The sequence below is a fragment of the Aromatoleum diolicum genome, assembly GCF_012910955.1.
GTDB lineage: Bacteria > Pseudomonadota > Gammaproteobacteria > Burkholderiales > Rhodocyclaceae > Aromatoleum > Aromatoleum diolicum.
Genome location: NZ_WTVQ01000007.1, coordinates 25,164 through 45,293, shown reverse-complemented (window position 1 = coordinate 45,293; position 20,130 = coordinate 25,164). Strand labels below are relative to the sequence as shown.

At 67.3% G+C, this 20,130-nt stretch carries 22 protein-coding genes; 5 read left to right on the top strand and 17 right to left on the bottom strand.

The features are described 5' to 3' along the window. Nucleotides 1-12: 12 nt before the first annotated feature. Nucleotides 13-336, bottom strand: coding sequence for an iron donor protein CyaY (cyaY, locus tag GPA25_RS05910; protein WP_169259442.1), 324 nt, complete (start codon nucleotides 334-336; stop codon nucleotides 13-15). On the opposite strand from cyaY, the gene lptM reads away from it, so the two are divergent. Next, on the top strand, nucleotides 335-553 hold the full coding sequence (gene lptM / locus GPA25_RS05905; RefSeq protein ID WP_246265409.1) for an LPS translocon maturation chaperone LptM: 219 nt from the start codon (nucleotides 335-337) through the stop codon (nucleotides 551-553). The two genes, cyaY and lptM, sit on opposite strands and share 2 nt — an antisense overlap. After that, entirely contained in the window at nucleotides 550-1,812 is a 1,263-nt protein-coding gene (gene lysA / locus GPA25_RS05900; RefSeq protein WP_169259441.1) for a diaminopimelate decarboxylase, read from the top strand. Before lptM ends, lysA begins: the two co-directional genes overlap by 4 nt. Here lysA and GPA25_RS05895 read toward each other — a convergent pair. Genes GPA25_RS05895 through rfbB form a run of 5 tightly spaced genes read right to left on the bottom strand, consistent with a single transcriptional unit; the run spans nucleotide 1,785 to nucleotide 5,566 of the window. Further along, a complete protein-coding gene (locus GPA25_RS05895; protein ID WP_169259440.1) occupies nucleotides 1,785-2,159 on the bottom strand; it encodes a hypothetical protein in 375 nt (124 codons plus the stop codon). The two genes, lysA and GPA25_RS05895, sit on opposite strands and share 28 nt — an antisense overlap. A gap of 10 nt (nucleotides 2,160-2,169) precedes the next feature. Continuing rightward, a complete protein-coding gene (gene rfbD, locus GPA25_RS05890) occupies nucleotides 2,170-3,066 on the bottom strand; it encodes a dTDP-4-dehydrorhamnose reductase (RefSeq protein WP_169259439.1) in 897 nt (298 codons plus the stop codon). Beyond that, nucleotides 3,063-3,608 (bottom strand): dTDP-4-dehydrorhamnose 3,5-epimerase, encoded by a 546-nt coding sequence (rfbC, locus tag GPA25_RS05885; protein WP_169259438.1) that lies wholly within the window; start codon nucleotides 3,606-3,608, stop codon nucleotides 3,063-3,065. Before rfbC ends, rfbD begins: the two co-directional genes overlap by 4 nt. Continuing rightward, nucleotides 3,608-4,492, bottom strand: coding sequence for a glucose-1-phosphate thymidylyltransferase RfbA (rfbA, locus tag GPA25_RS05880; RefSeq protein WP_169259437.1), 885 nt, complete (start codon nucleotides 4,490-4,492; stop codon nucleotides 3,608-3,610). The genes rfbC and rfbA overlap by 1 nt, the downstream gene beginning before the upstream one ends. A 15-nt stretch (nucleotides 4,493-4,507) precedes the next feature. Then, a complete protein-coding gene (gene rfbB / locus GPA25_RS05875; protein ID WP_169259436.1) occupies nucleotides 4,508-5,566 on the bottom strand; it encodes a dTDP-glucose 4,6-dehydratase in 1,059 nt (352 codons plus the stop codon). Nucleotides 5,567-5,724: 158 nt separating this feature from the next. On the opposite strand from rfbB, the gene dacB reads away from it, so the two are divergent. Next, on the top strand, nucleotides 5,725-7,182 hold the full coding sequence (dacB, locus tag GPA25_RS05870; protein ID WP_169259435.1) for a D-alanyl-D-alanine carboxypeptidase/D-alanyl-D-alanine endopeptidase: 1,458 nt from the start codon (nucleotides 5,725-5,727) through the stop codon (nucleotides 7,180-7,182). 6 nt (nucleotides 7,183-7,188) lie between these two features. Here dacB and GPA25_RS05865 read toward each other — a convergent pair whose 3' ends face one another. The 11 genes from GPA25_RS05865 to GPA25_RS05815 all read right to left on the bottom strand — a co-directional run bounded on the left by GPA25_RS05865 (nucleotide 7,189) and on the right by GPA25_RS05815 (nucleotide 16,340). Further along, nucleotides 7,189-7,617, bottom strand: coding sequence for a DUF4870 family protein (locus tag GPA25_RS05865; protein WP_169259434.1), 429 nt, complete (start codon nucleotides 7,615-7,617; stop codon nucleotides 7,189-7,191). Between the two features lie 60 nt (nucleotides 7,618-7,677). Further along, a complete protein-coding gene (gene ubiD, locus GPA25_RS05860) occupies nucleotides 7,678-9,168 on the bottom strand; it encodes a 4-hydroxy-3-polyprenylbenzoate decarboxylase (RefSeq protein ID WP_169259433.1) in 1,491 nt (496 codons plus the stop codon). Nucleotides 9,169-9,191: 23 nt separating this feature from the next. Further along, complete coding sequence (pyrF, locus tag GPA25_RS05855) at nucleotides 9,192-10,007, bottom strand: orotidine-5'-phosphate decarboxylase (RefSeq protein WP_169259432.1); 816 nt, start codon at nucleotides 10,005-10,007, stop codon at nucleotides 9,192-9,194. Between the two features lie 137 nt (nucleotides 10,008-10,144). Beyond that, nucleotides 10,145-10,393 carry a hypothetical protein gene (locus GPA25_RS05850; RefSeq protein WP_169259431.1) on the bottom strand — a complete coding sequence of 83 codons (249 nt, stop codon included), beginning with the start codon at nucleotides 10,391-10,393 and terminating at the stop codon, nucleotides 10,145-10,147. 79 nt (nucleotides 10,394-10,472) lie between these two features. Next, nucleotides 10,473-11,357, bottom strand: a complete 885-nt coding sequence (ubiA, locus tag GPA25_RS05845) for a 4-hydroxybenzoate octaprenyltransferase (protein ID WP_169259534.1) — start codon at nucleotides 11,355-11,357, stop codon at nucleotides 10,473-10,475. Further along, nucleotides 11,357-11,914 (bottom strand): chorismate--pyruvate lyase family protein, encoded by a 558-nt coding sequence (locus GPA25_RS05840; RefSeq protein WP_169259430.1) that lies wholly within the window; start codon nucleotides 11,912-11,914, stop codon nucleotides 11,357-11,359. The genes ubiA and GPA25_RS05840 overlap by 1 nt, the downstream gene beginning before the upstream one ends. A gap of 74 nt (nucleotides 11,915-11,988) precedes the next feature. After that, entirely contained in the window at nucleotides 11,989-14,034 is a 2,046-nt protein-coding gene (gene recG, locus GPA25_RS05835) for an ATP-dependent DNA helicase RecG (protein WP_169259429.1), read from the bottom strand. Further along, nucleotides 14,027-14,407: a RidA family protein gene (locus GPA25_RS05830; protein ID WP_169259428.1), complete on the bottom strand. Its 381-nt coding sequence runs from the start codon at nucleotides 14,405-14,407 to the stop codon at nucleotides 14,027-14,029. The genes recG and GPA25_RS05830 overlap by 8 nt, the downstream gene beginning before the upstream one ends. Before the next feature lie 121 nt (nucleotides 14,408-14,528). Next, the gene (gene fliW / locus GPA25_RS05825) at nucleotides 14,529-14,966 is read right to left on the bottom strand and encodes a flagellar assembly protein FliW (RefSeq protein WP_169259427.1); all 438 of its coding nucleotides are present in this window, start codon (nucleotides 14,964-14,966) and stop codon (nucleotides 14,529-14,531) included. Between the two features lie 74 nt (nucleotides 14,967-15,040). Next, the gene (locus GPA25_RS05820; RefSeq protein WP_169259426.1) at nucleotides 15,041-15,769 is read right to left on the bottom strand and encodes an SPOR domain-containing protein; all 729 of its coding nucleotides are present in this window, start codon (nucleotides 15,767-15,769) and stop codon (nucleotides 15,041-15,043) included. Then, on the bottom strand, nucleotides 15,762-16,340 hold the full coding sequence (locus tag GPA25_RS05815; RefSeq protein ID WP_169259425.1) for a DUF2802 domain-containing protein: 579 nt from the start codon (nucleotides 16,338-16,340) through the stop codon (nucleotides 15,762-15,764). The genes GPA25_RS05820 and GPA25_RS05815 overlap by 8 nt, the downstream gene beginning before the upstream one ends. Before the next feature lie 191 nt (nucleotides 16,341-16,531). Between GPA25_RS05815 and GPA25_RS05810 the strand changes: the two genes are divergently transcribed. Together GPA25_RS05810 and GPA25_RS05805 are read left to right on the top strand one after the other, a co-directional pair. Next, entirely contained in the window at nucleotides 16,532-17,305 is a 774-nt protein-coding gene (locus GPA25_RS05810; RefSeq protein ID WP_169259424.1) for a YdcF family protein, read from the top strand. A 217-nt stretch (nucleotides 17,306-17,522) separates the two neighbouring features. After that, nucleotides 17,523-20,129, top strand: a complete 2,607-nt coding sequence (locus tag GPA25_RS05805; RefSeq protein ID WP_169259423.1) for a c-type cytochrome — start codon at nucleotides 17,523-17,525, stop codon at nucleotides 20,127-20,129. Nucleotide 20,130: the final 1 nt, after the last annotated feature.

The following is a 20,130-nucleotide window of genomic DNA, read 5'->3' as shown; positions in this document are numbered from 1 at the left end:
GGGCGCCGGCGTTCAACCGGGGATCAGTTCAACCGGCGTACCGGACTGCTGGCTGACGAGTGAGGACAGCAAGGCGTAGAGTTCGGCGCCGTCACGGGAGGCGAGCCAGCGTCCGCTATCGGGGCGAAAATGAAAGCCTCCCGATTTGGCCGCGACCCAGATCTCGCGTGCCGCAGTGTGGCGGTTGATGATCATCTTGCTGCCATTGTCGAATTCGATTTCGAGCACGCCGCCGGGCTTGTTCTCGATGTCGAGTTCGGCGCCGCAGGCATCGAGTGCAGCTTCGATGCGCACCAGTTCGGCTTCCGCCAGGGCATTGAATGCGGACTCTTCCATGTTCGCTCCTTCTGTTAGCATTCCCGTTTTTTCAGCCGACGACACCATGCGAGCCATCCTGAGAGCCACCGCGCTGTGCGGCGCCCTGATCCTGAGCGGATGCGGCATCAAGGGGCCGCTGTATCTGCCCGAGATTCCCGCTTCGCCGCCCAAGGCATCTCCGGCAACAGGCGTCGATCATAGCAAAGCCCCTTCCGCCCCGAGCGACTCGAAATGACCCCCGATTTTCCGACCCCGACCCTGAGCCAGGGTTGCAACGGCCTGCAGCTGGAGGACGTGTCTCTTGCCGCGATCGCCGAGACCTACGGCACGCCGACCTATGTGTATTCGCGCCGCGCGCTGGTCGAGGCATTTTCCGCCTATCAGCGGGCGCTCGCGGGTCGCCGCGCGCTGGTGTGCTACGCGGTGAAGGCCAATTCGAGCCTCGGCGTGCTGTCGGTGTTCGCGCAGTTGGGCGCGGGGTTCGATATTGTGTCGGGGGGTGAATTGTCGCGTGTGCTGGCCGCCGGTGGCGACGCCGGCAAGGTGGTGTTCTCGGGCGTGGGCAAGAGCCGCGCCGAAATGCGCCAGGCGCTCGCGGCGGGCATCCGCTGCTTCAATGTGGAATCGGCGGCCGAGATCGACCGACTGAACGAGGTGGCCAGCGAACTCGGCAAGGTTGCACCGATCGCGTTCCGCGTGAATCCGGACGTGGACCCGAAGACCCATCCCTACATCTCGACCGGGCTGAAGAGCAACAAGTTCGGGGTCGCCTTCGACACCGCGCTGGAGCTGTACCGCCGGGCGGCGAGCTTGTCGCATCTGCGCGTCAGCGGGATTGCGTGCCATATCGGATCGCAGCTGCTCGATCCGGCGCCGATCGCGGAGGCCGCTACGAAGGTGCTCGACCTGGTGGACCGTCTCGCGGCCGAAGGCATTGCGCTGGATCACATCGACCTCGGCGGCGGGCTGGGCATCCGTTACCGCGACGAAGTGCCACCGACGGTAACCGAGTATCTGGGGCCCTTGCTGAAGCTGCTCGACGGGCGGACCGAGGAGATCTGTTTCGAGCCGGGCCGTTCGCTGGTCGGCAATGCAGGCCTGCTGCTGACGCGCGTCGAGTACCTGAAACCGGGTGAGGAAAAGAATTTCGCGATCGTGGATGCGGCCATGAACGATCTGGCGCGCCCGGCGCTGTATGACGCCTATCACGAGGTGGTGGCGGTGCAGCCGCGCGACGTTCCGGCGCGCAATTACGAGATCGTCGGGCCGATCTGCGAAAGTGGCGATTTCCTCGCGCACGATCGCAGTCTGGCCGTCGAGCCGGGCGATCTGGTGGCGCTGCTGTCGGCGGGTGCCTACGGCATGGCGATGAGTTCCAACTACAACACGCGCCCGCGTGCCGCCGAAGTGATGGTGGATGGCCAGCGCGTCCACCTGATTCGCCAGCGCGAGACGGTGGAGTCCCTCTATGCGCTGGAGTCGCCGTTGAGCTGAGCGGCCGGATTCACGCCCTTCCCTTTGGCATGCGCCTCTTCGATCAGGGCGCTGCCGAAGGATTTCCACGCCGGCCCGCCGTGGGTATGCACGCCGGTGTCGGCGCTCTCTTCCATGACACGCAGCATCAATACGGCGAGTGCAAACAGATCGCCGCGCGCACGCAGGCGCGGATCCGGATCGGCCAGTAGTGCGCGCGTATGCGAGGCACCGCCCTGCAGTGCCTCGCGCGCGAGTTCGCGTAGCGTGGCGCGGTCGTCCCAGTCGAGCTCGAGCAGGATGCCGCGCTTGAGGATCTCGCGCTCGAGTTGGCAGGCATCGCGGGCAAAATGTTCGAATCCGCTCATCGTCTTCGCCTCAGCGACCAGACAGTTCGTCGAGGCAGCGGCACAGTGCCTCGTCCCAGCGCGGCATGACGATACCGAAGCGGGCCCGTAGCCGTTCCTGCGCCAGGCGGGAGTTCGCCGGGCGTGCCGCCGGCGTGGGGTAGGCGGCGGCCGGGATCGGCTCGACCCTGGCGACTTTGAGCCCGACAGCGGGAAGCCGTGCGCGCGCCGCGTCGAAAATCGCTTCGGCGAAACCGTGCCAGGTGGTATGGCCGCTCGACGCGAGGTTGAACACGCCGGAGGTGAAGCCCCCCTGCTGCCGTTCGCGCTGCGCGCAGGCGATGACCTGGGCAGTGGCGTCGGCAATGTTTCTCGCCCAAGTGGGGGCGCCGTGCTGGTCCGCGACGACACGCAGCTGTTCGCGCTCGGCACCGAGGCGCAGCATCGTGCGCACGAAGTTGCCGCCGCGTGCGGCGAACACCCAGGTGGTGCGCAGGATCAGGTGATCGCACCCGCTCGCACCGATCGCCATCTCGCCGGCGAGTTTGCTGCGACCGTAGGCGTTGATCGGTGCGACCGGATCGTCTTCCGTATAGGGCGAGGCCTTGCTGCCATCGAATACGTAATCGGTGGAGTAATGAATCAGCAAGGCCCCGACGGCCTTCGCCGCGCGCGCGAGTTCGCCCGCTGCGGTGCCGTTGATCGTGGTGGCGAGCGCTTCTTCCGCCTCGGCCTTGTCGACGGCGGTGTAGGCGGCGGCATTGACGATGACGTCCGGCGCGAGTTCGGCGACGAGCCCGGCGAGCGTTTCCGGCCGCGACAGGTCGCAGCGGCTGCGATCCAGCGCGATCACGTCGCCGAGCGGCATCAGGCTGCGCGCAAGCTCCCAGCCGACCTGGCCATTCGCGCCGGTCACGAGCAATTTCATTCGAACACCTCGCATTCCGTCAGCGATTTCCCCAGGAGGTCCTTGGCCGACAGCAGCGGCTCGCCGTCCAGCGGCCATTCGACACCCACAGCGGGGTCGTTCCACGACAGGCAGCGTTCATGTTCGGGCGCGTAGTAGTCGGTGGTCTTGTAGAGAAAATCGGCCGACGCCGACAGCACGACGAAGCCGTGTGCGAAACCCGGCGGAATCCATAGCTGGCGGTGATTGTCCTCGGACAGTTCGACGCCATCCCAGCGGCCGAAAGTCGGCGAGCGGCGGCGCAGGTCGACGGCGACGTCGAACACCGTGCCGCGCACGACGCGCACGAGTTTGCCCTGCGGCTGGCGGATCTGGTAATGCAGGCCGCGCAGGACGCCTTGCGCGGAGCGCGAGTGGTTGTCCTGCACGAATTGCTCGTCGAGCCCGGTGGCGTCGCGAAAGGCACGCGCGTTGAAACTTTCGAGGAAGAAACCGCGTGCGTCGCCGAAGACCTTCGGTTCGAGTACCAGCAGGTCGGGAATGGTGGTCGGGATGGCTTTCATCAGAACACCCTTTCTTCGAGCAGGCGCAACAGATACTGACCGTAGCCGTTCTTGGCGAGCGGCCGGGCGAGATCGGCAAGGTGCGCGGCATCGATCCAGCCTGCGCGCCAGGCGATTTCTTCGGGGCAGGCAATCTTGAGGCCCTGGCGCTTTTCGATGGTCTGGATGAACAGGCTCGCTTCGAGCAGGCTTTCGTGGGTGCCGGTGTCGAGCCACGCGTGGCCGCGCCCCATCACCTGCACGTCGAGCGCGCCGGCGTCGAGGTAATGGCGATTGACGTCGGTGATTTCAAGTTCGCCGCGCGGGCTGGGTTTGAGCGCACGGGCGATGTCGACGACACGCTCGTCGTAGAAATACAGACCGGTCACCGCGTATCGGCTCTTCGGCTGGAGCGGCTTTTCCTCGAGGCTGATGGCGCGGCCCTCGGCATCGAATTCGACGACACCATAGCGTTCGGGATCATTCACCGGGTAGGCGAACACGGTCGCGCCATGGGCGCGCTGCGTGGCCTCCTTGAGGTCGCCGGAGAAGTCGTGACCATAAAAGAGATTGTCGCCGAGCACCAGCGCCGAGGGTCCGCCGGCGAGGAAGTCCTCACCGATGAGGAAGGCCTGCGCGAGACCGTCCGGGCTGGGCTGGACGGCGTACTGCAGCTGCACGCCCCAGCGGCTGCCGTCGCCGAGAAGTTGCTCGAAGCGGGGGGTGTCCTGCGGCGTCGAGATCACGAGGATGTCGCGAATGCCCGCCAGCATCAGGGTGCTGAGCGGGTAGTAGATCATCGGCTTGTCGTACACCGGCAGCAGCTGCTTGGAAACCGCCAAGGTCGCGGGATGCAGACGGGTGCCGGAACCGCCGGCGAGGATGATGCCTTTGCGCGCGTTCATTGCGTGTTTGCTCCGTCAGCGTTGTGCGTAGTTGCGATCGACCCATTCGCGGTAGCTGCCGCTTTGCACGTGGGCCACCCAGTCCTGATTGTCGAGGTACCACGCGACGGTCTTGCGGATGCCGGTTTCGAAGGTTTCGGCGGGCCGCCAGCCGAGTTCGCGTTCGATCTTGCGTGCGTCGATCGCGTAGCGGCGGTCGTGGCCGGGGCGGTCGGTGACGTAGGTGATCAGGCGTGCATGCGCGCCGGCGGGATCGGGGCGCAGTTCGTCAAGCAGCGCACACACGGTATGCACGATCTCGAGGTTGGGCTTCTCGTTCCAGCCGCCGACGTTGTAGGTTTCGCCAAGGCGGCCGCGCGCGAGCACCTCGCGGATCGCGGCGCAGTGATCGCTGACGTACAGCCAGTCGCGCACGTTGCGTCCGTCGCCGTAGATCGGCAACGCCTTGCCTGCAAGGGCATTGGCGATCATCAGCGGGATGAGCTTTTCGGGAAACTGGTAGGGACCGTAGTTGTTCGAGCAGTTGGTCGTCAGCGCCGGGAAGCCGTAGGTGTGGTGCCACGCGCGCACGAGGTGGTCGGAGGCCGCCTTGCTGGCCGAATACGGGCTGTTGGGCTCATAGGCCTTGGTTTCGGCGAAGGGCGGATCCTTGGGACCGAGGGAGCCGTACACTTCGTCCGTGGAGACATGCAGGAAGCGGAAAGCCGCCTTGGGGTCGCTGGCCAGCATTGTCCAGTAGTCGCGCGCGGCTTCGAGCAGCGTGAACGTGCCCTCGACATTCGTGCGGACGAACGCCGCGGGGCCGTGGATCGAGCGGTCGACGTGGCTTTCGGCAGCGAAATGCACGACGGCGCGGGGCCGGTGTTCGCTCAGCAGGCGATCGACCAGCGCGCGGTCGCAGATGTCGCCGTGGACAAACACATGGCGCGCATCACCCTGCAATGACGCGAGATTTTCGGGGTTGCCCGCGTAGGTCAGTGCATCGAGGGTCACGACCGGTTCGCCGGTCTCGCGCAGCCAGTCGAGTACGAAATTGGCGCCGATGAAGCCCGCGCCGCCTGTGACCAGAATCATTAATCCACCTCTTTACCGGAAATCCCTCCGCACCGCGCGGCGTAAAATGCCTCGGCAAGGTGGGAGCAAGGGCGTGATTGTATCGCGCCAGAATATTCGGCGCCCGCCCCGTCCTGTTGCAGCACGCAACCATCCTGCACGCGTTTGAAGAACACCCGATGACAGCAAGCACTGCACTCCGTCTGTTCCTGACCTTCTTGCTGAGCGGCTGGCTGGTCCATGCGCACGGCGGGGAGTTGCCCGTCGCAGTCAGACAGGCACTCGACGCGGCACACATTCCGGTCGCGGACGTATCGGTGTGGGTGCAGGCGGTTGACAGCGACGCGCCGCAGCTGCAGCTCAATGCCGGGCGACCGATGAATCCGGCCTCGGTGATGAAGCTCGTCACGGCCTTTGCAGCCCTCGATCGCTTGGGGCCGGCGTACACCTGGAGCACGCGGCTTGCGACGACCGGACGCGTGGCGGACGGCGTGCTCGACGGCAGCCTGTACCTGACCGGCGGGGCCGACCCGATGCTGAGCTACGAACGGCTGTGGAAGCTGCTGCGCCAGGTGCGCACGCTCGGCGTCACGACGATCCGCGGCGACATCGTGCTGGATGGCTCGGCGCTGCAACTGCCGCCGCATGATCCCGCGGCATTCGACGGGCGCGCGCTGCGGCCCTACAACAGCGGCGCCTACGGGCTGCTGATGCACTTCAACACCCTGCAATTGCGCCTGCTCCCCGCCAGCGAGGCCGGCCAGCGCGTCGGCCTCGCGGCGAGCCCGGCGCTGAGCGGGCTGGAGATCGACAACCGCATCACCACCGCGGCCGGGGCCTGCGGCGTGTGGTACGGCAATCTGGATGCGACGCTGGAGGCGGGGCCGCGCGGACCGCGCCTGGTACTGTTCGGCAGTCTGCCGGCGAGCTGTGGCCAACGCGACTGGGCAACGGCGCCGCTATCACCGGAGCAGTTCGGCAGGGCGCTGGTCGCGAGCCTGTGGGCAGATGTCGGAGGCCGGGTGGAGGGCGCCGTGCGCAGCGGCACCACGCCGCCGGACGCGGCGGCGCTGCTCACCGAGACCTCGCCGCCACTCGCCGACGTGGTGCGCGAGATGAACAAGTGGTCGAGCAATGTCATCGCGCGCCAGCTGCTCGCGAGCCTCGGCAGCAGCGTACCCGGCGGGCTCGACATGGTGGCGGGCGGCGCGGAAGTCGCGCGGGCGCAGCTCGACGCGGCCGGCATCACGACCGCCGGGCTGGTGATCGAGAACGGCTCGGGGCTGTCGCGCATCGAGCGCGTCAGCGCCCGCACGCTGGGGGAGATCCTGATTGCCGCATGGCGACGTCCGTTCATGCCCGAGTTCATGGCGGCGCTGCCGATTGCCGGACAGGATGGCACCGCGCGCGGTCGGCTGTACGACAGCCCGGCGCGCGGTTACGCGCACGTCAAGACCGGCTCGATCAACGGCGTGCGCGCGTTTGCCGGCTATGTGCTGGATCGCCACGGGCGGCGCCATGCGGTGGTGATGCTGGTGAATCACGTAGAGGCCGGCAGCAGCCAGGCCGCGCAGGATGCCCTGATGGAGTGGGTGTGGGCGGGCATCGCTGATCCGACGCCAGCCGCCGCGCCCTGAACCGCGTCAGGGCTGTGGCGGCGGCATCGGCATGCCGCTGCGGTCGAGCAGATTCCACCAGCCGCGCGCGACCCGGTAGATGACCCACAGCCCGGCACCGGCCACCAGTGCCAGCGCGAACGGGATACCGATGAACGACAGGACGAGGAAGAGCGCAATCACGATCCACAGCAGCGCGAACCAGAAGGTACGAATCTGCCAGCGGAAGTGGCTTTCCAGCCAGGTGCCGCGCACCGCGCCGCGCTTCAGGTAGTTGAGCACGACGGCGACGATGGACGGCAGGCTGGCGACGAAACTGCCGATGATGGTCGCCGAACCGACGACGCCGGTCACCACCGCGAAGGCGTGCAAGGCGTAGATCAGATGCGTCAGCGTGACGAGGTTTCCGAGATCTCCGGTGCGTACCGGGGCGCTGTCGGGCGAAATCTGTGACATGCGGAACTCCTTTGCCATCGTGGCATTTCATGCGGGACGCGACACGCGGCAAGCGCCCCGCTACAGACCCAGCTCGGCCCACATTGTATCGACGCGCTGCTTGACCGCGGCATCCATGACGATCGGCCGGCCCCATTCACGCGTCGTCTCGCCCGGCCACTTGTTGGTCGCGTCGAGCCCCATCTTGCTGCCGAGGCTCGCGACCGGGCTGGCAAAATCAAGGTAGTCGATCGGCGTGTTGTCGACCAGCACCGTGTCGCGCGTCGCATCCACGCGCGTCGTCATCGCCCAGATCACTTCCTTCCAGTCGCGGATGTTCACGTCGTCATCGACCACGATGATGAATTTGGTATACATGAACTGGCGCAGAAAACTCCAGATACCGAACATCACGCGTTTTGCATGCCCCGGATACTGCTTGCGAATGCTGACGACGGCGAGCCGATAGGAGCAACCTTCGGGCGGCAGATAGAAGTCGATGATCTCCGGATACTGCTTCTGCAGCAGCGGCACGAACACTTCATTGAGCGCGACGCCCAGCATTGCCGGCTCGTCCGGCGGCTTGCCGGTGTAGGTGGAGTGGTAGATCGGATCCTTGCGCATCGTGATGCGCTCGATCGTGAATACCGGGAACTCGGAGACCTCGTTGTAGTAGCCAGTGTGGTCGCCGTAGGGGCCTTCCGGGGCGATGTCGTCGGGGTGGATCACGCCTTCGAGCACGATTTCGCTGGAAGCCGGCACCTGCAGGTCGGAGCCGAGGCACTGCACCAGCTCGGTCTTGGCGCCGCGCAGCAGCCCCGCGAACTGGTATTCGGACAGCGAGTCGGGCACCGGCGTGACTGCGCCGAGGATCGTCGCCGGGTCGCAGCCGAGCACCACGGCGACCTTGAACGGCTCGCCGGGATGCGCGAGCTGATGGTCGCGGAAATCGAGCGCGCCGCCGCGGTGCGCGAGCCAGCGCATGACAACGCGGTTGGGGCCGAGAACCTGCTGGCGGTAGATGCCGAGATTCTGGCGCTTCTTGCCGGGGCCGCGCGTGACGACGAGGCCCCAGGTGATCAGCGGCGCGACGTCACCGGGCCAGCAGTGCTGGATCGGCAGGCGCGCGAGGTCGACGTCGGTGCCTTCCCAGACGACTTCCTGGCAGGGGGCGGAGCGCACTTCCTTCGGCGCCATGTTGAGCACCTGGCGGAACACCGGCAGCTTCTCCCACGCGTCCTTGAGGCCTTTCGGCGGCTCGGGCTCCTTGAGGAAGGCGAGCAGCTTGCCGACTTCGCGCAGCGGCGTCTGCCAGTCACCATCGGGCAGGTCTTCGCCCATGCCGAGTGCGACGCGCTGCGGCGTACCGAAAAGGTTCGCGAGCACCGGAATGCTCTGCGGGACGCCCCGCGTCACCGGCTTTTCGAACAGCAGCGCCGGGCCGCCGGCACGCAGCACACGGTCGGCAATCTCGGTCATTTCGAGGTAGGTGTCGACGGGAACACCGATGCGCTTGAGTTCGCCGCGCTGTTCGAGCTGGGCGATGAAGTCGCGGAGGTCGTGATAACGCATGCAGTCCTTTCCGGTGGTGCGGTTCAGCGGTGGGCGTTGATCGCGTCGCGCGTTTCGAGCGCGACACGACGCGCCGCGGCGGCATAGTCCTCGCCGCTGCCGGCGTACAGGATCGCGCGCGAGGAGTTGATCATCAGCCCGGTGCCGGCGCTGTTGCCGCCTGCCTGCATGGTCTCGGCGATGTCGCCGCCCTGGGCGCCGATACCGGGCACCAGCAGCGGCATGTCACCGACGATCTGACGCACACGGGCGATCTCCGCGGGGAAAGTTGCGCCGACCACGAGACCGCAGTTGCCACTGGCGTTCCAGTCATTTGCAACGAGGCGCGCGACGCGCTCGAACAGGCGCTCGCCACCGCCGACCTCGAGGAACTGCAGGTCGCTGCCGCCGGGATTCGAAGTGCGGCACAGCAGGATCACGCCCTTGTCGGCGTATTCGAGATAGGGCTCGACCGAGTCGCGCCCCATGTAGGGATTGACGGTAATCGCGTCGGCGCGGAAGCGCTCGAAGGCTTCGACCGCATACTGCGTCGCGGTGCTGCCGATGTCGCCGCGCTTGGCGTCGAGGATCACCGGCGTGTGCGGGTGACGGTCGTGGATGTGGTCGATCAGCGCTTCGAGTTGGTCTTCGGCGCGCTGCGCGGCGAAGTACGCGATCTGCGGCTTGAAGCAGCAGACGAGATCGGCGGTGGCGTCGACGATGCCCTTGCAGAATTCGAAGATGGCGTCCGGGCGTCCCTGCAGGTGGGCGGGGAAGCGCGCGGGATCGGGGTCGAGGCCGACGCAGAGCAGGCTGTTGCGGCTCTGCCAGGCGGCCTGGAGGGCGTACATGAAGTGCATGGGGGCGTCCTGGATTGTCCGGGCAGCATGATAAGCCGGATGGGCGCCGTGCGCCCACGCCGGGAAACAGGGAACGCCGTGCCGAAATAGCGCGGGGCCGCGCGAAGGCGGCCCCGGATTGGCTGTGGATGACCCGCTTACATGCCGATGTTGAGCATCTTCATGGCTTTGGCGAGGGTGTCGACGGATTCCTGATGTTTGCCGGCCTTGTGCAAGGCTTCGCCGTCCGCGCGCAGCTTCTTCACTTCCATCATCTGCTCGGCGGTGAGCGCGGGATTCTTGGCGAGCGCCTCGTCGATTTTCTTCATGTCTGCGGGACAGTGCATCGCGAACGCGCTGGCGGACAGCGCCATGGCGCACAGACCCGCGATTACGCTTTTCTTCATTGTGGTCTCCTTGGGTGATGCGCGGCGACTGGTCCGCGCCTTGTTTCGACCGCATTCGCTCCGGTCGGTTCACCCTAGCTCACAGCCCCGGAAACGCAATGTAGTCGATGACAAGCGCCACGAAGATCGTCGCACCGATCCAGTTGTTGTGCAGGAAGGCCTTGAAGCAGCGGGCCCGGTCACGCGCGCGGATCAGCGTGTAGTGATAACCGGCGATGCCGCACGCGACCACTAGCCCGCTGAAGAACCACACGCCCCGCCCCGCTGCGGCACCGACCGCAGCGAACAGCGCGAACGCGAGCGCATAGCACAGCATCACCGCTGCAACGTCGAAGCGGCCGAAGGTGATCGCCGAGGTCTTGATGCCGATCTTGAGGTCGTCGGGACGGTCGACCATCGCGTACTCGGTGTCGTAGGCGATCGTCCAGAAGATGTTGGCGACGAGGAGCCACCATGCGATCGCCGGCACCGCGCCCTGCACCGCGGCGAAGCCCATCGGAATGCCGAAGCCGAACGCGATGCCGAGGTAGGCCTGCGGAATCGCGAAAAAGCGCTTCATGAACGGGTAGCTTGCGGCAAGAAACAGCGCCGGCAGCGACAGCCACAGCACCAGCGGAGCGAGCGGCAGGATCAGCGCGAAGGAGATCAGCGACAGCCCGGCGGCGAGCAGCAGCGCCTCGCGGACACTGACCGCGCGCGTCGCGAGGGGGCGATTCCTGGTACGTTCGACATGGCCGTCGAAATCGCGATCCGCGTAGTCGTTGATGACACAGCCGGCCGAGCGCATCAGCACGGTGCCGACGGTGAAGATCACGACCAGATGCAGCGGGGGAATTCCGTCGGCTGCCAGCCACAGCGCCCACAGCGTCGGCCACAGCAGCAGCAGGATGCCGATGGGCTTGTCGAGCCGCATCAGCCGCAGGTAGATGGGCAGGCGCGCGGACAGGGGGAGCGGTGCAGACATCATTCGGGTAACTCCAGAATCGTGGGCAGGAAGGTCTCGCTGACCAGCAGCGCCCGGCCGCGCAGGCGGAACAGCGAGCGCCGCGCCCACACGCCGGGCGGCAGGGGCAACGGCGCGGTGGCGGCCGCGGCACGATGATAGCGCGCGTCGCGACGGTCGAGACAGGCACAGGCCAGCGCGCAGCGGCTGATGCGCGGGTCGGCGAACAGCGCGGCGCCGAGCGGGCGGGCACCGATGCCATGGAACAGGTTCCACGCGCCACGCACGTTGCGCCGCGGCAATATCGAGCGGGCGAACACCACCGGGCAAGCATCGGCGATCAGCAGCACTTCGCGCAGCCACGCAAGTTCGCCGTGCCGCAGGCCAAGCAGTGCGGCTTCGTCGCGATGCGGAACGGCAAGGCGCTGGCACAGCACCTGCACCGAGAACGTTCCGCAGCGCATGCGGATGCGCGCGGTGAGTGAGGCGGGATCGGTGAGCCAGGGGCGCAGCCGCGGCGGAGTGGTCGCGCGCGGCGGGCGCTTCAGCCAGGTTTCGCGATGAGGACGGGTGCGCATGGGACGGAAGCTTTGGAACGTCGGGCATCATACCGGCAAGACACGGCACACCCAAGTCGGGCCGGGCCTGCGACTCACGCGCGCAGCAGCCCCTCGCGCCCGCCGAGCCAGCGTTCCATCAGGCGCGTCGCCGTGTCGGGCGACTCGCGCAGCAAACGTTCGGCGAGCGCGCGGGCCGGTTCGAGCAGGTCCGCGTCGCCTTCGAGATCGGCGTAACGCAGCAGCGGCAGCCCGCTCTGGCGCGCGCCGACGAATTCGCCGGGACCACGGATGCGCAGGTCCTCGCGGGCGATCGCGAAGCCGTCGCTGTGCTCGTAGATCACCTTCAGCCGCGCACGACCGTTCTCCGACAAAGGGTGGGCGTAGATCAGGATGCATGCGGATTCGGCGGTACCGCGCCCGACGCGGCCGCGCAACTGGTGCAGCTGTGCGAGGCCGAAGCGCTCGGCATGTTCGATCACCATCAGGCTGGCGTTGGGCACGTCGACGCCGACCTCGATGACTGTGGTGGCGACCAGCAACTGCAGTTCGCCGGCCGAGAAGGCCGCCATCGTCGCGGACTTCTCGTCGGCCTTGAGGCGCCCGTGCACCAGCCCGACCTTCAGTTCCGGCAATGCCGCACTGAGGGTGTCGAAGGTCTCCTGCGCGGTCTTGAGCTGCAGGGCCTCGGATTCCTCGATCAGCGGGCACACCCAGTAGGCCTGGGCACCGCCGAGGCAGGCATCGCGCACGCGCGCTACCACCTGTTCGCGACGGGACTCGGTGACGAGTTTGGTGAGGATGGGCGTACGGCCGGGCGGCAGCTCGTCAAGCACGGTGACGTCGAGGTCGGCGTAGTAGCTCATCGCCAGCGTGCGCGGAATGGGTGTCGCCGACATCATCAGCATGTGCGGGTGCAGCGCGTTGGCGCCCTTCTCGCGCAGCGCGAGGCGCTGGCGGACGCCGAAGCGGTGCTGCTCGTCGACGATCGCGAGCCCCAGGCGCGGCAGCGTGACCGGATCCTCGATCAGCGCATGGGTGCCGACTGCGAGCAGCACTTCGCCGCTCGCGAGCCGTGCGAGTTCAGCCTCGCGTTCGCGCTTCTTGCGACTGCCCGACAACCACGCAATGCCGATGCCCAGCGGCTCGAGCCACGACGCAAGCTTCTTCCAGTGCTGTTCGGCGAGGATTTCGGTCGGTGCCATCAGCACCGACTGGTAGCCATTTTCGGCCGCCTGCAGCATCGCCAATGCAGCGACGATGGTTTTGCCGCTGCCGACGTCGCCCTGCAGCAGGCGCTGCATCGGGTGCGGCGTGGCGAGGTCGCGAGCGATGGCGGCGACTGCGCGCGCCTGTGCGCCGGTAAGCGCGAACGGCAGTTGCGCCCGTAGCGCCGCCGTGAGCCCGCCGCGGTCGCGCAGCGACGGGGCGTGTCGCGTGCGGCGGGCATTGTAGGCGCGGCGCAGCGACAGTTGCTGGACCAGCAGCTCCTCGAACTTGATGCGCTGCCAGGCCGGATGTTCGCGATCCTCCAGCGCGTACGGGTCGACGTCCGGCGGCGGCTGGTGCAGGGTGCGCAGCGCGTCGGCGAAGCTGGGCAGATCCAGCCCGCCAAGCAGTGCCGCGGGCAGCAATTCATCCGGCGGCACGCTGTACAGCGCTCGCCCGATGAGCTTGCGCAGGGCCGATTGCGCGAGCCCGGCAGTGGTCGGATAGACGGGCGTCAGCGCCTGCGGCAAGGGCTCACCGGCCTCCACCGGGTGCACGCGCGGGTGCACCATCTCGTCGCCGAAGAAACCGCCGCGCACTTCGCCGAACAGACGCACGCGTCGCCCGGTTTCGAGCTGCTTCTGCAGCGAAGGGTAGAAGTTGAGCCAGCGCGCCACCAGCGTGCCGGAGGCATCCTGAATCCGCGCCACCAACTGGCGCCGCGGGCGCAGCGTGACCTCGCACGAGACCACCTCGCCTTCGACCTGCACGGCGGCCCCCGCACGCGCGGTGCCGATCGGGGTCAGCCGGGTTTCGTCCTCGTAGCGCAGCGGCAGGTGCAGGACGAGATCCTGCGGCCGGCGAATGTCGAGCTTCGCCAGCCGGCCTGCGAGTTGCGGGCCGACGCCGGCCCAGCCTTGCGCCTCAGCCAAGCAACAGGATGGCGTCGGCCTCGACCACCCCGCCCTTGGGCAGTTCCTTGACGCCCACCGCGGCACGCGCCGGGAAGGGCTCGGCGAAGTAGCGCGCCATCACTTCATTGACCTTGGCGAAATTCGCCAGATCGGTCAGGTAGATCGTCAGCTTGACTGCATCGGCGAGCGAACCGCCAGCGGCTTCGGCAACCGCCTTGAGGTTCTCGAACACGCGTACGGTCTGGGCTTCGAAACCTTCGACCATCTGCATGGTGGCCGGGTCGAGTCCGATCTGGCCCGAGCAATACACGGTGTTGCCGACCTTGACGGCCTGCGAGTAGGTGCCGATGGCGGCAGGGGCTTTGGGGGTGGAGATGATGCTGCGGCTCATTGCGGATTTCCTCATTGCAGGGGGCGACTGGCACACCGGCCGGGGCCGCCGGGGCTCGGGATCCCTGCCCGGCGGCAGGCGGCGAGCGCTGCCCCGGACAGCGTGATGCTCAGCCGGGCATTCAGCCCTCGGCGCGCAAGGTGACGTCGCAACCGAGCTTGTTGATGATTTTCTGCAGGCCACGGCGGGCCGACACATTGATGACCAGCGGCGCCATGAAGTTCGCCCTCAGGCCCGCGCTGGCGGGGTCTGCGCCGTCGCCCTTGCGCACGATGACCGCAACGAACGCATCGGCCGGATTCGCCAGCTTGAGCATTTCGGCTTCCTCGTCGCTCAGGCTGAACTCGTAATTGACGCCAAGGCTGTCCGGCGCGGTGATCGAGAACACTGCGTCGGAATCCTCCACGCTCTGCATCAGAAACAGCGATGCCGACGAGCCTTCCTCGTGCGCCAGGGCGAAACGCTTGCAATGCTCGAAACCAGGCAGGCCGGCGGGAAAATCGATGACCTTGTCTTCCGGGACCTCAACGGTACCAAACACCTGACTTTCAATTTTCATGAGTCTCTCCTCTGGTTCAGTTTGTGTCGCCGCACGCACGCGTGATGGTCATGTGAACGCTGCGGCGTCTGCCGTCAGGGCTTGCGTGGTTGCAGGATAATGCCATCGAGCTTGCGTTCGCGGCGAACTTTTTCCTGTGCGGCCAGCGCCGCCTGACGATCCGGAAAAGGGCCGAGCACGACACGACTCTGCAGATGCGCGGGATAGCCCTTGCGGGCCAGTTCGCGGCGCAGGCCTTCGGCATTTTCGGTGTCGAGAAAGACGCCGAGCTGCACGAGGTAACCGGGGCCGGGCGGCGGGCTCGCGGGGAGCTTCGGCACGGACGGTTCGGCGGCCGGCGCGGGCGCGATGGACGATGTCACGGTAGCCGGATTGCCGGGGACGTCCGGTGCCGGCACCTGTGCCGTCGTCGCCGGTTCAGTCGGTTCAGTTGTCGCCGGAGCGGGCTGCGCCGTGGCAGGCGATACGGAGGACACGGTGCCGCCCGGCACCCACGTGAGCATGGGCGGATCCGGCGGAGCCGCAGCGGCCTCCGCCTGAGGCGCGACCGGGTCTGACGCGGGTAGCGACAGCGTTGCGGGGGGGCTCGCCTCGACGGCTGCCTGCGAGTCGTCCTGGGGGCTCACCGCAACCGGCACGGACGGCGGCTGCGTCACCTCGTCGGTATCGGGCAGCCACAGTGCCGCCGCCAGCAGCAGCAGCAATGCGATCGTCGCGAAGCCAGCGCGCTGCAGTGCGGCCTTGCGCAGGCTATCGGGACTGGAATCAACGGAATTGTCGCGCGCCGGAACGCGTTCACTCATGCTGGCTACCGGATTCGCCGGCCTGGCTGCGCGCGAGCGACTGTACGAGCGCAGCTTCGGCGACGGTTATGCCGCAACGTTCGGCGATCGCTTCGACATCCAGCCCGCGCTTCGCGAATACCAATGCCTCGTTGTATTCCGGCGACGCCCCGTGGCTCGCGAGGCTGGCATCGACCTGTTCCTTCTGCAAGCGCACGGTGGCGCCGAGTTCATCGAGCAGGCGGCGCAGGTCGGCGAGTTCGGTCTGCTGCTGGGCGACATCGCGGCGCAGCTGGCGGACTTCGAGCTCCAGCTGAAAGCTTTCGGGGCGCGACGCAGCGTCGCCAGCGGGCGGCGTTTCGCTGTGTGGCGGGCTCGGCCGCTCGAACAGAAACAACTCGTCATCATCGCCCTCCGCGTCCTCGGCCGACACTGCGGTGCTGGACAGCGGCGCGGACGCCTTGTCCGGCACGTCGGTGGCAGGCGTGGTCGGGACCTTGTCGGCACCGCCCCGCGAAACCCGATAGAGCTGATAGCCGACATAGACCGCGAGCACGGCAATGGCAAGCAGGATGACTTCGCGCAAGCCCATGTCTAGCTCGCCCCGTGCACGCCACGCGCGGACAAGGCCGGCGGCGCCGGGTGGCGGAAAGTGCGGGAACAGTGCAGTCCGTGACCGGAGCTGCCGGAACGATGGTCTTGCATGGCGAAGGCAACCCGGACGGGCCGCGGCGATGGAATAGTCGAGGATAATACTGGCGCCCCTTGATCCCGACAATGAAGATGGCTTTGGATTCCGCACTCGTACTGTTCTGGCTGAAAAAGTTGACCTCCATCGTGCTGCTGCCGCCGCTTGCGCCGCTGCTGCTGATCGCGTTCGGCCTGCTGCTGTTGAAGCGCCGGCGGCGCAGCGGACTCGCGCTAGCCTGGCTGGGTCTGCTGCTGGCGCTGTTGCTGGCAACGCCGTCCAGCGTCGGCTGGGTGCTGCGCGATCTCGAAACGGCGCCGGTCGCCGGCGCCGATGCGATCCGCGCGGCCCAGGCGATCGTGATTCTCGGCGCGGGCAAGCGGCGCTACGCTCCGGAATACGGCGGCGAGACGGTGAACCGCCTGGCCCTCGAACGCCTGCGCTACGGTGCGCGACTGGCGCGCGGCACGGGCCTGCCGGTGCTGGTCAGCGGCGGTGCGCCGACCGGCGAACAGGCGGAAGCCGAGCTGATGAAGGTCGCGCTGGAGGAGGACTTCGGCGTTGCGGTCCGCTGGGTCGAAAACGCTTCGCTCGACACGCGGCAGAATGCACAGTTTTCGGCGATTCCGCTGCGTGCCGCCGGGGTGCAACGTGTTCTGCTGGTGACGCACGCGGTGCACATGCCGCGAGCACAGGCCGAATTCGAGGCGCAGGGCCTGCAGGTGATCCCCGCCCCGACGGCCTGGCTGGGCGGGCTCGATGCGAGCGATCAGGTCTTGAGCGCCTTGCCGGGCGCCACCTCCGCCTATGCCGGCTGGTACGCGACCCACGAGTGGCTGGGTCTGCTCGCCTACCGCCTGAGGCGCTGATCGGCGCAGCGCCCCCTCCCTGACGGCTCTCCGGCAAATTCACAACGTGTATCGGAATTTGCATTCCGGGTTGTGCTTGCCTATAGAAGCTTAAGCGCCACAAGAAAATCGCGGCGGCGACTCGCATGAAGGACGTCGCGCGACCAGCAGTGCATATGCGCCGCGGGCATAGCCCCGTCATTTGAGCGGGCGGCCCGGAACCCAACAGGAGCGGACCATGAAACTGCTCGTCACCGCCGGCGTCGCCGTCGGCGCGCTGCTCGCCATGGTGTTCGTTTCGGCTGACCGCGATCCGGACATCTCGCCCTCCCCGCTTGTCGCAACCGCCTCGGCCCAGCTTCCACCGCCGTCGCCACCTCAGTTGCCGGCTGTCGTCGCACCGGACAAGCCGGTGCCCGAAAGCACGTCGGTGGATCAGGACGCGCCGTACTTCGAGGCCTGCGCGCGCGAAGGGCTGTCGGAGTCGGCCTGTGTCGGGCGCCTGATCTGGTTCAAGGCGACGGCAGGCAACGAGCGCTTCCATACCTACACCTTCCAGCAGCGCGTCGGCGTGCTGCCGGACTGGTTCCGCGTGCTGCGCAGCGACCAGCGCGACGACCGCTTCCGCGCGTGGGGGCTGATCAATGATCCGTCCTGCTGCGCACCCGGCGAGGCGAACTGCCCGGCCAAGAGTCGCGACGAGACCTACGGTTTCGACTGGTGTCCGGGTGACGACGTGCTGCTGAAGTACGTCGGCAAGCCCGGCTACGTGGACCCCGCTTGCGGCCTGAAGGATGCCGCGCTCGATGTAGCCGACCCGCATGCGAAGGACGGCCGCGACATGCGCCATTCCGCGTGCGATCTGCGCTTCGGCACCTCGACCGGCGCGCTGGGATTCCGCAAGTTCCCGAATCCGCGCTTCGATCCGGAGCAGTGGAAGAAGGTGAACGGTGGCCCCGGCACGTGGGGAGGCTTCGGCAAGCGCATGGTCGAGCAGACGAAAGTGCCGTCCGACGAACGCGCGACCAAGCTCGCCGACGCGTCGGTCGAGCCGCCCTTCCTGATCGGCACGAGCTGCGGCTCCTGCCACATCGCCTTCGATCCGCTCAATCCGCCGGCCGACCCGGCGCATCCGCAGTGGGCCAACATCAAGGGACTGGTCGGCAACCAGTACATCCGCAAGTCGGAGATCCTCGGCTCGGGCATGCCGCACAGCAGTCTGGAATGGCAGATGTTCGCGCATGCGCGGCCCGGCGTCACCGACACCTCGGCGATCCCGCACGACGGCGTGAACAATCCCGGCACGATCAACGCGCTGATCAACGTGGCGCAGCGGCCGATCTTCGCCGGCGAGGAAATCGCCAAGTGGCGCAAGTCCGCGAGCTGCGGCGCCGAGAAGGACGAGACGAAGTGCTGGTGCGAACCAGGGCGCGAAGGCAAGTGCTGGGAGAAGAGCGTGCGCGGCGACGACACGACGCTCGGCAAGCCGGGCGTGCATCACATCCTGAAGGGCGGCGAGGATTCGATCGGCGCGCTCGAGGCGATCCAGCGCGTGTATTTCAACATCGGCTCGTGCTCCGAGCAGTGCTGGCTGAACCACCTCACCGACCTGCGCCAGGTCGATCCGCAGGGCCGCGGCTTCGGCCAGACGCCGTTCAACATCGGCCAGTGCCGGCGCGACTGCCCGAACTTCCGCGCGATCGAGGACCGCCTGCCGGATCTCCTCGCGTTCTTCCTGTCCGCGGAGTCGAACGCGACCGACCTGCACGTCGCGCGCAATGCGGTGCGCAAGGCCGCCGATGCGGCCGCGCCGGAGTACACGCGCGACGCGCTGATCGCGGACCTCGAGACGGAACACGGCGCCAGCGCCGTGGCGCGCGGCAAGGCGGTGTTCGCGGCGAACTGCGCGCGCTGCCATTCGAGCATCCCGGAAAGCAGCGGCGGGCCGTTCGCGAACCGCGATTTCTACGCCCTGGCCGACAACGGCCTGCGCGCGGACTGGCTGGGCAACGACGTCGCAACGCCCGCGGCCGAGGTCGGCACCAACCGCTGCCGCGCACTGCACTCGAACCACTTGGCAGGCCACGTGTGGCAGGAATACGGCTCGGAGACCCTGCGCGCGCGGGCGCCGGACATCAATATCAAGGAGCCCAACGACGGCGGCCGCGGCTACTACCGCAACGTGTCGCTGCTGAACCTGTGGACCCACGCGCCCTTCATGCACAACAACGCGATCGGGCCGGAGCTGTGCGGCAAGCCGGCGAACGCCGCAAACGACTTCTTCCGGCCGCGCGAGCTCGACGCCGAGGGCAAGATCGCCGCGACGCAGAGCGAGTGCTTCCAGACCGATCCGAGCGTCGAGGGGCGCTACCGGCTGTATCTCGCGTCGATGCACGAGTTGCTGTACCCGGCGGCGCGGAAACCGAAGGCGACGCTCACCGACCAGGACGTGGTGCTCGACCTCGGCCCGCGCCACTGGGACGGCACGAGCGAGAAGCCGCTTGTCGGGTCTGGACAGGTGCGTGTTCCGGCGGGCATTCCGGCGAACTCGATGACCAGCCTGCGGCACAAGGATCTGGTCGTCGATCTCTTCCTCGCCAAGCGCGATCCCGCCAAGCTCGAGACGCGGCTCGGCAAGGACACGACGACGCAGATGCAGAAGCTCGCCGACGACATCCTCGCGTCGCCGGCCGAATTCGCCGGCCTGCTGCGTGGCCAGCGCGAGTTGCTGCGCCAGCATTACAACAACTGCACGGACGTGATCGAGAACGGGGGTCACCGCTTCGGCGAGGACCTGTCGGACGCCGACAAGAAGGCGCTGATCGCCTTCCTCGCGACCCTGTAAG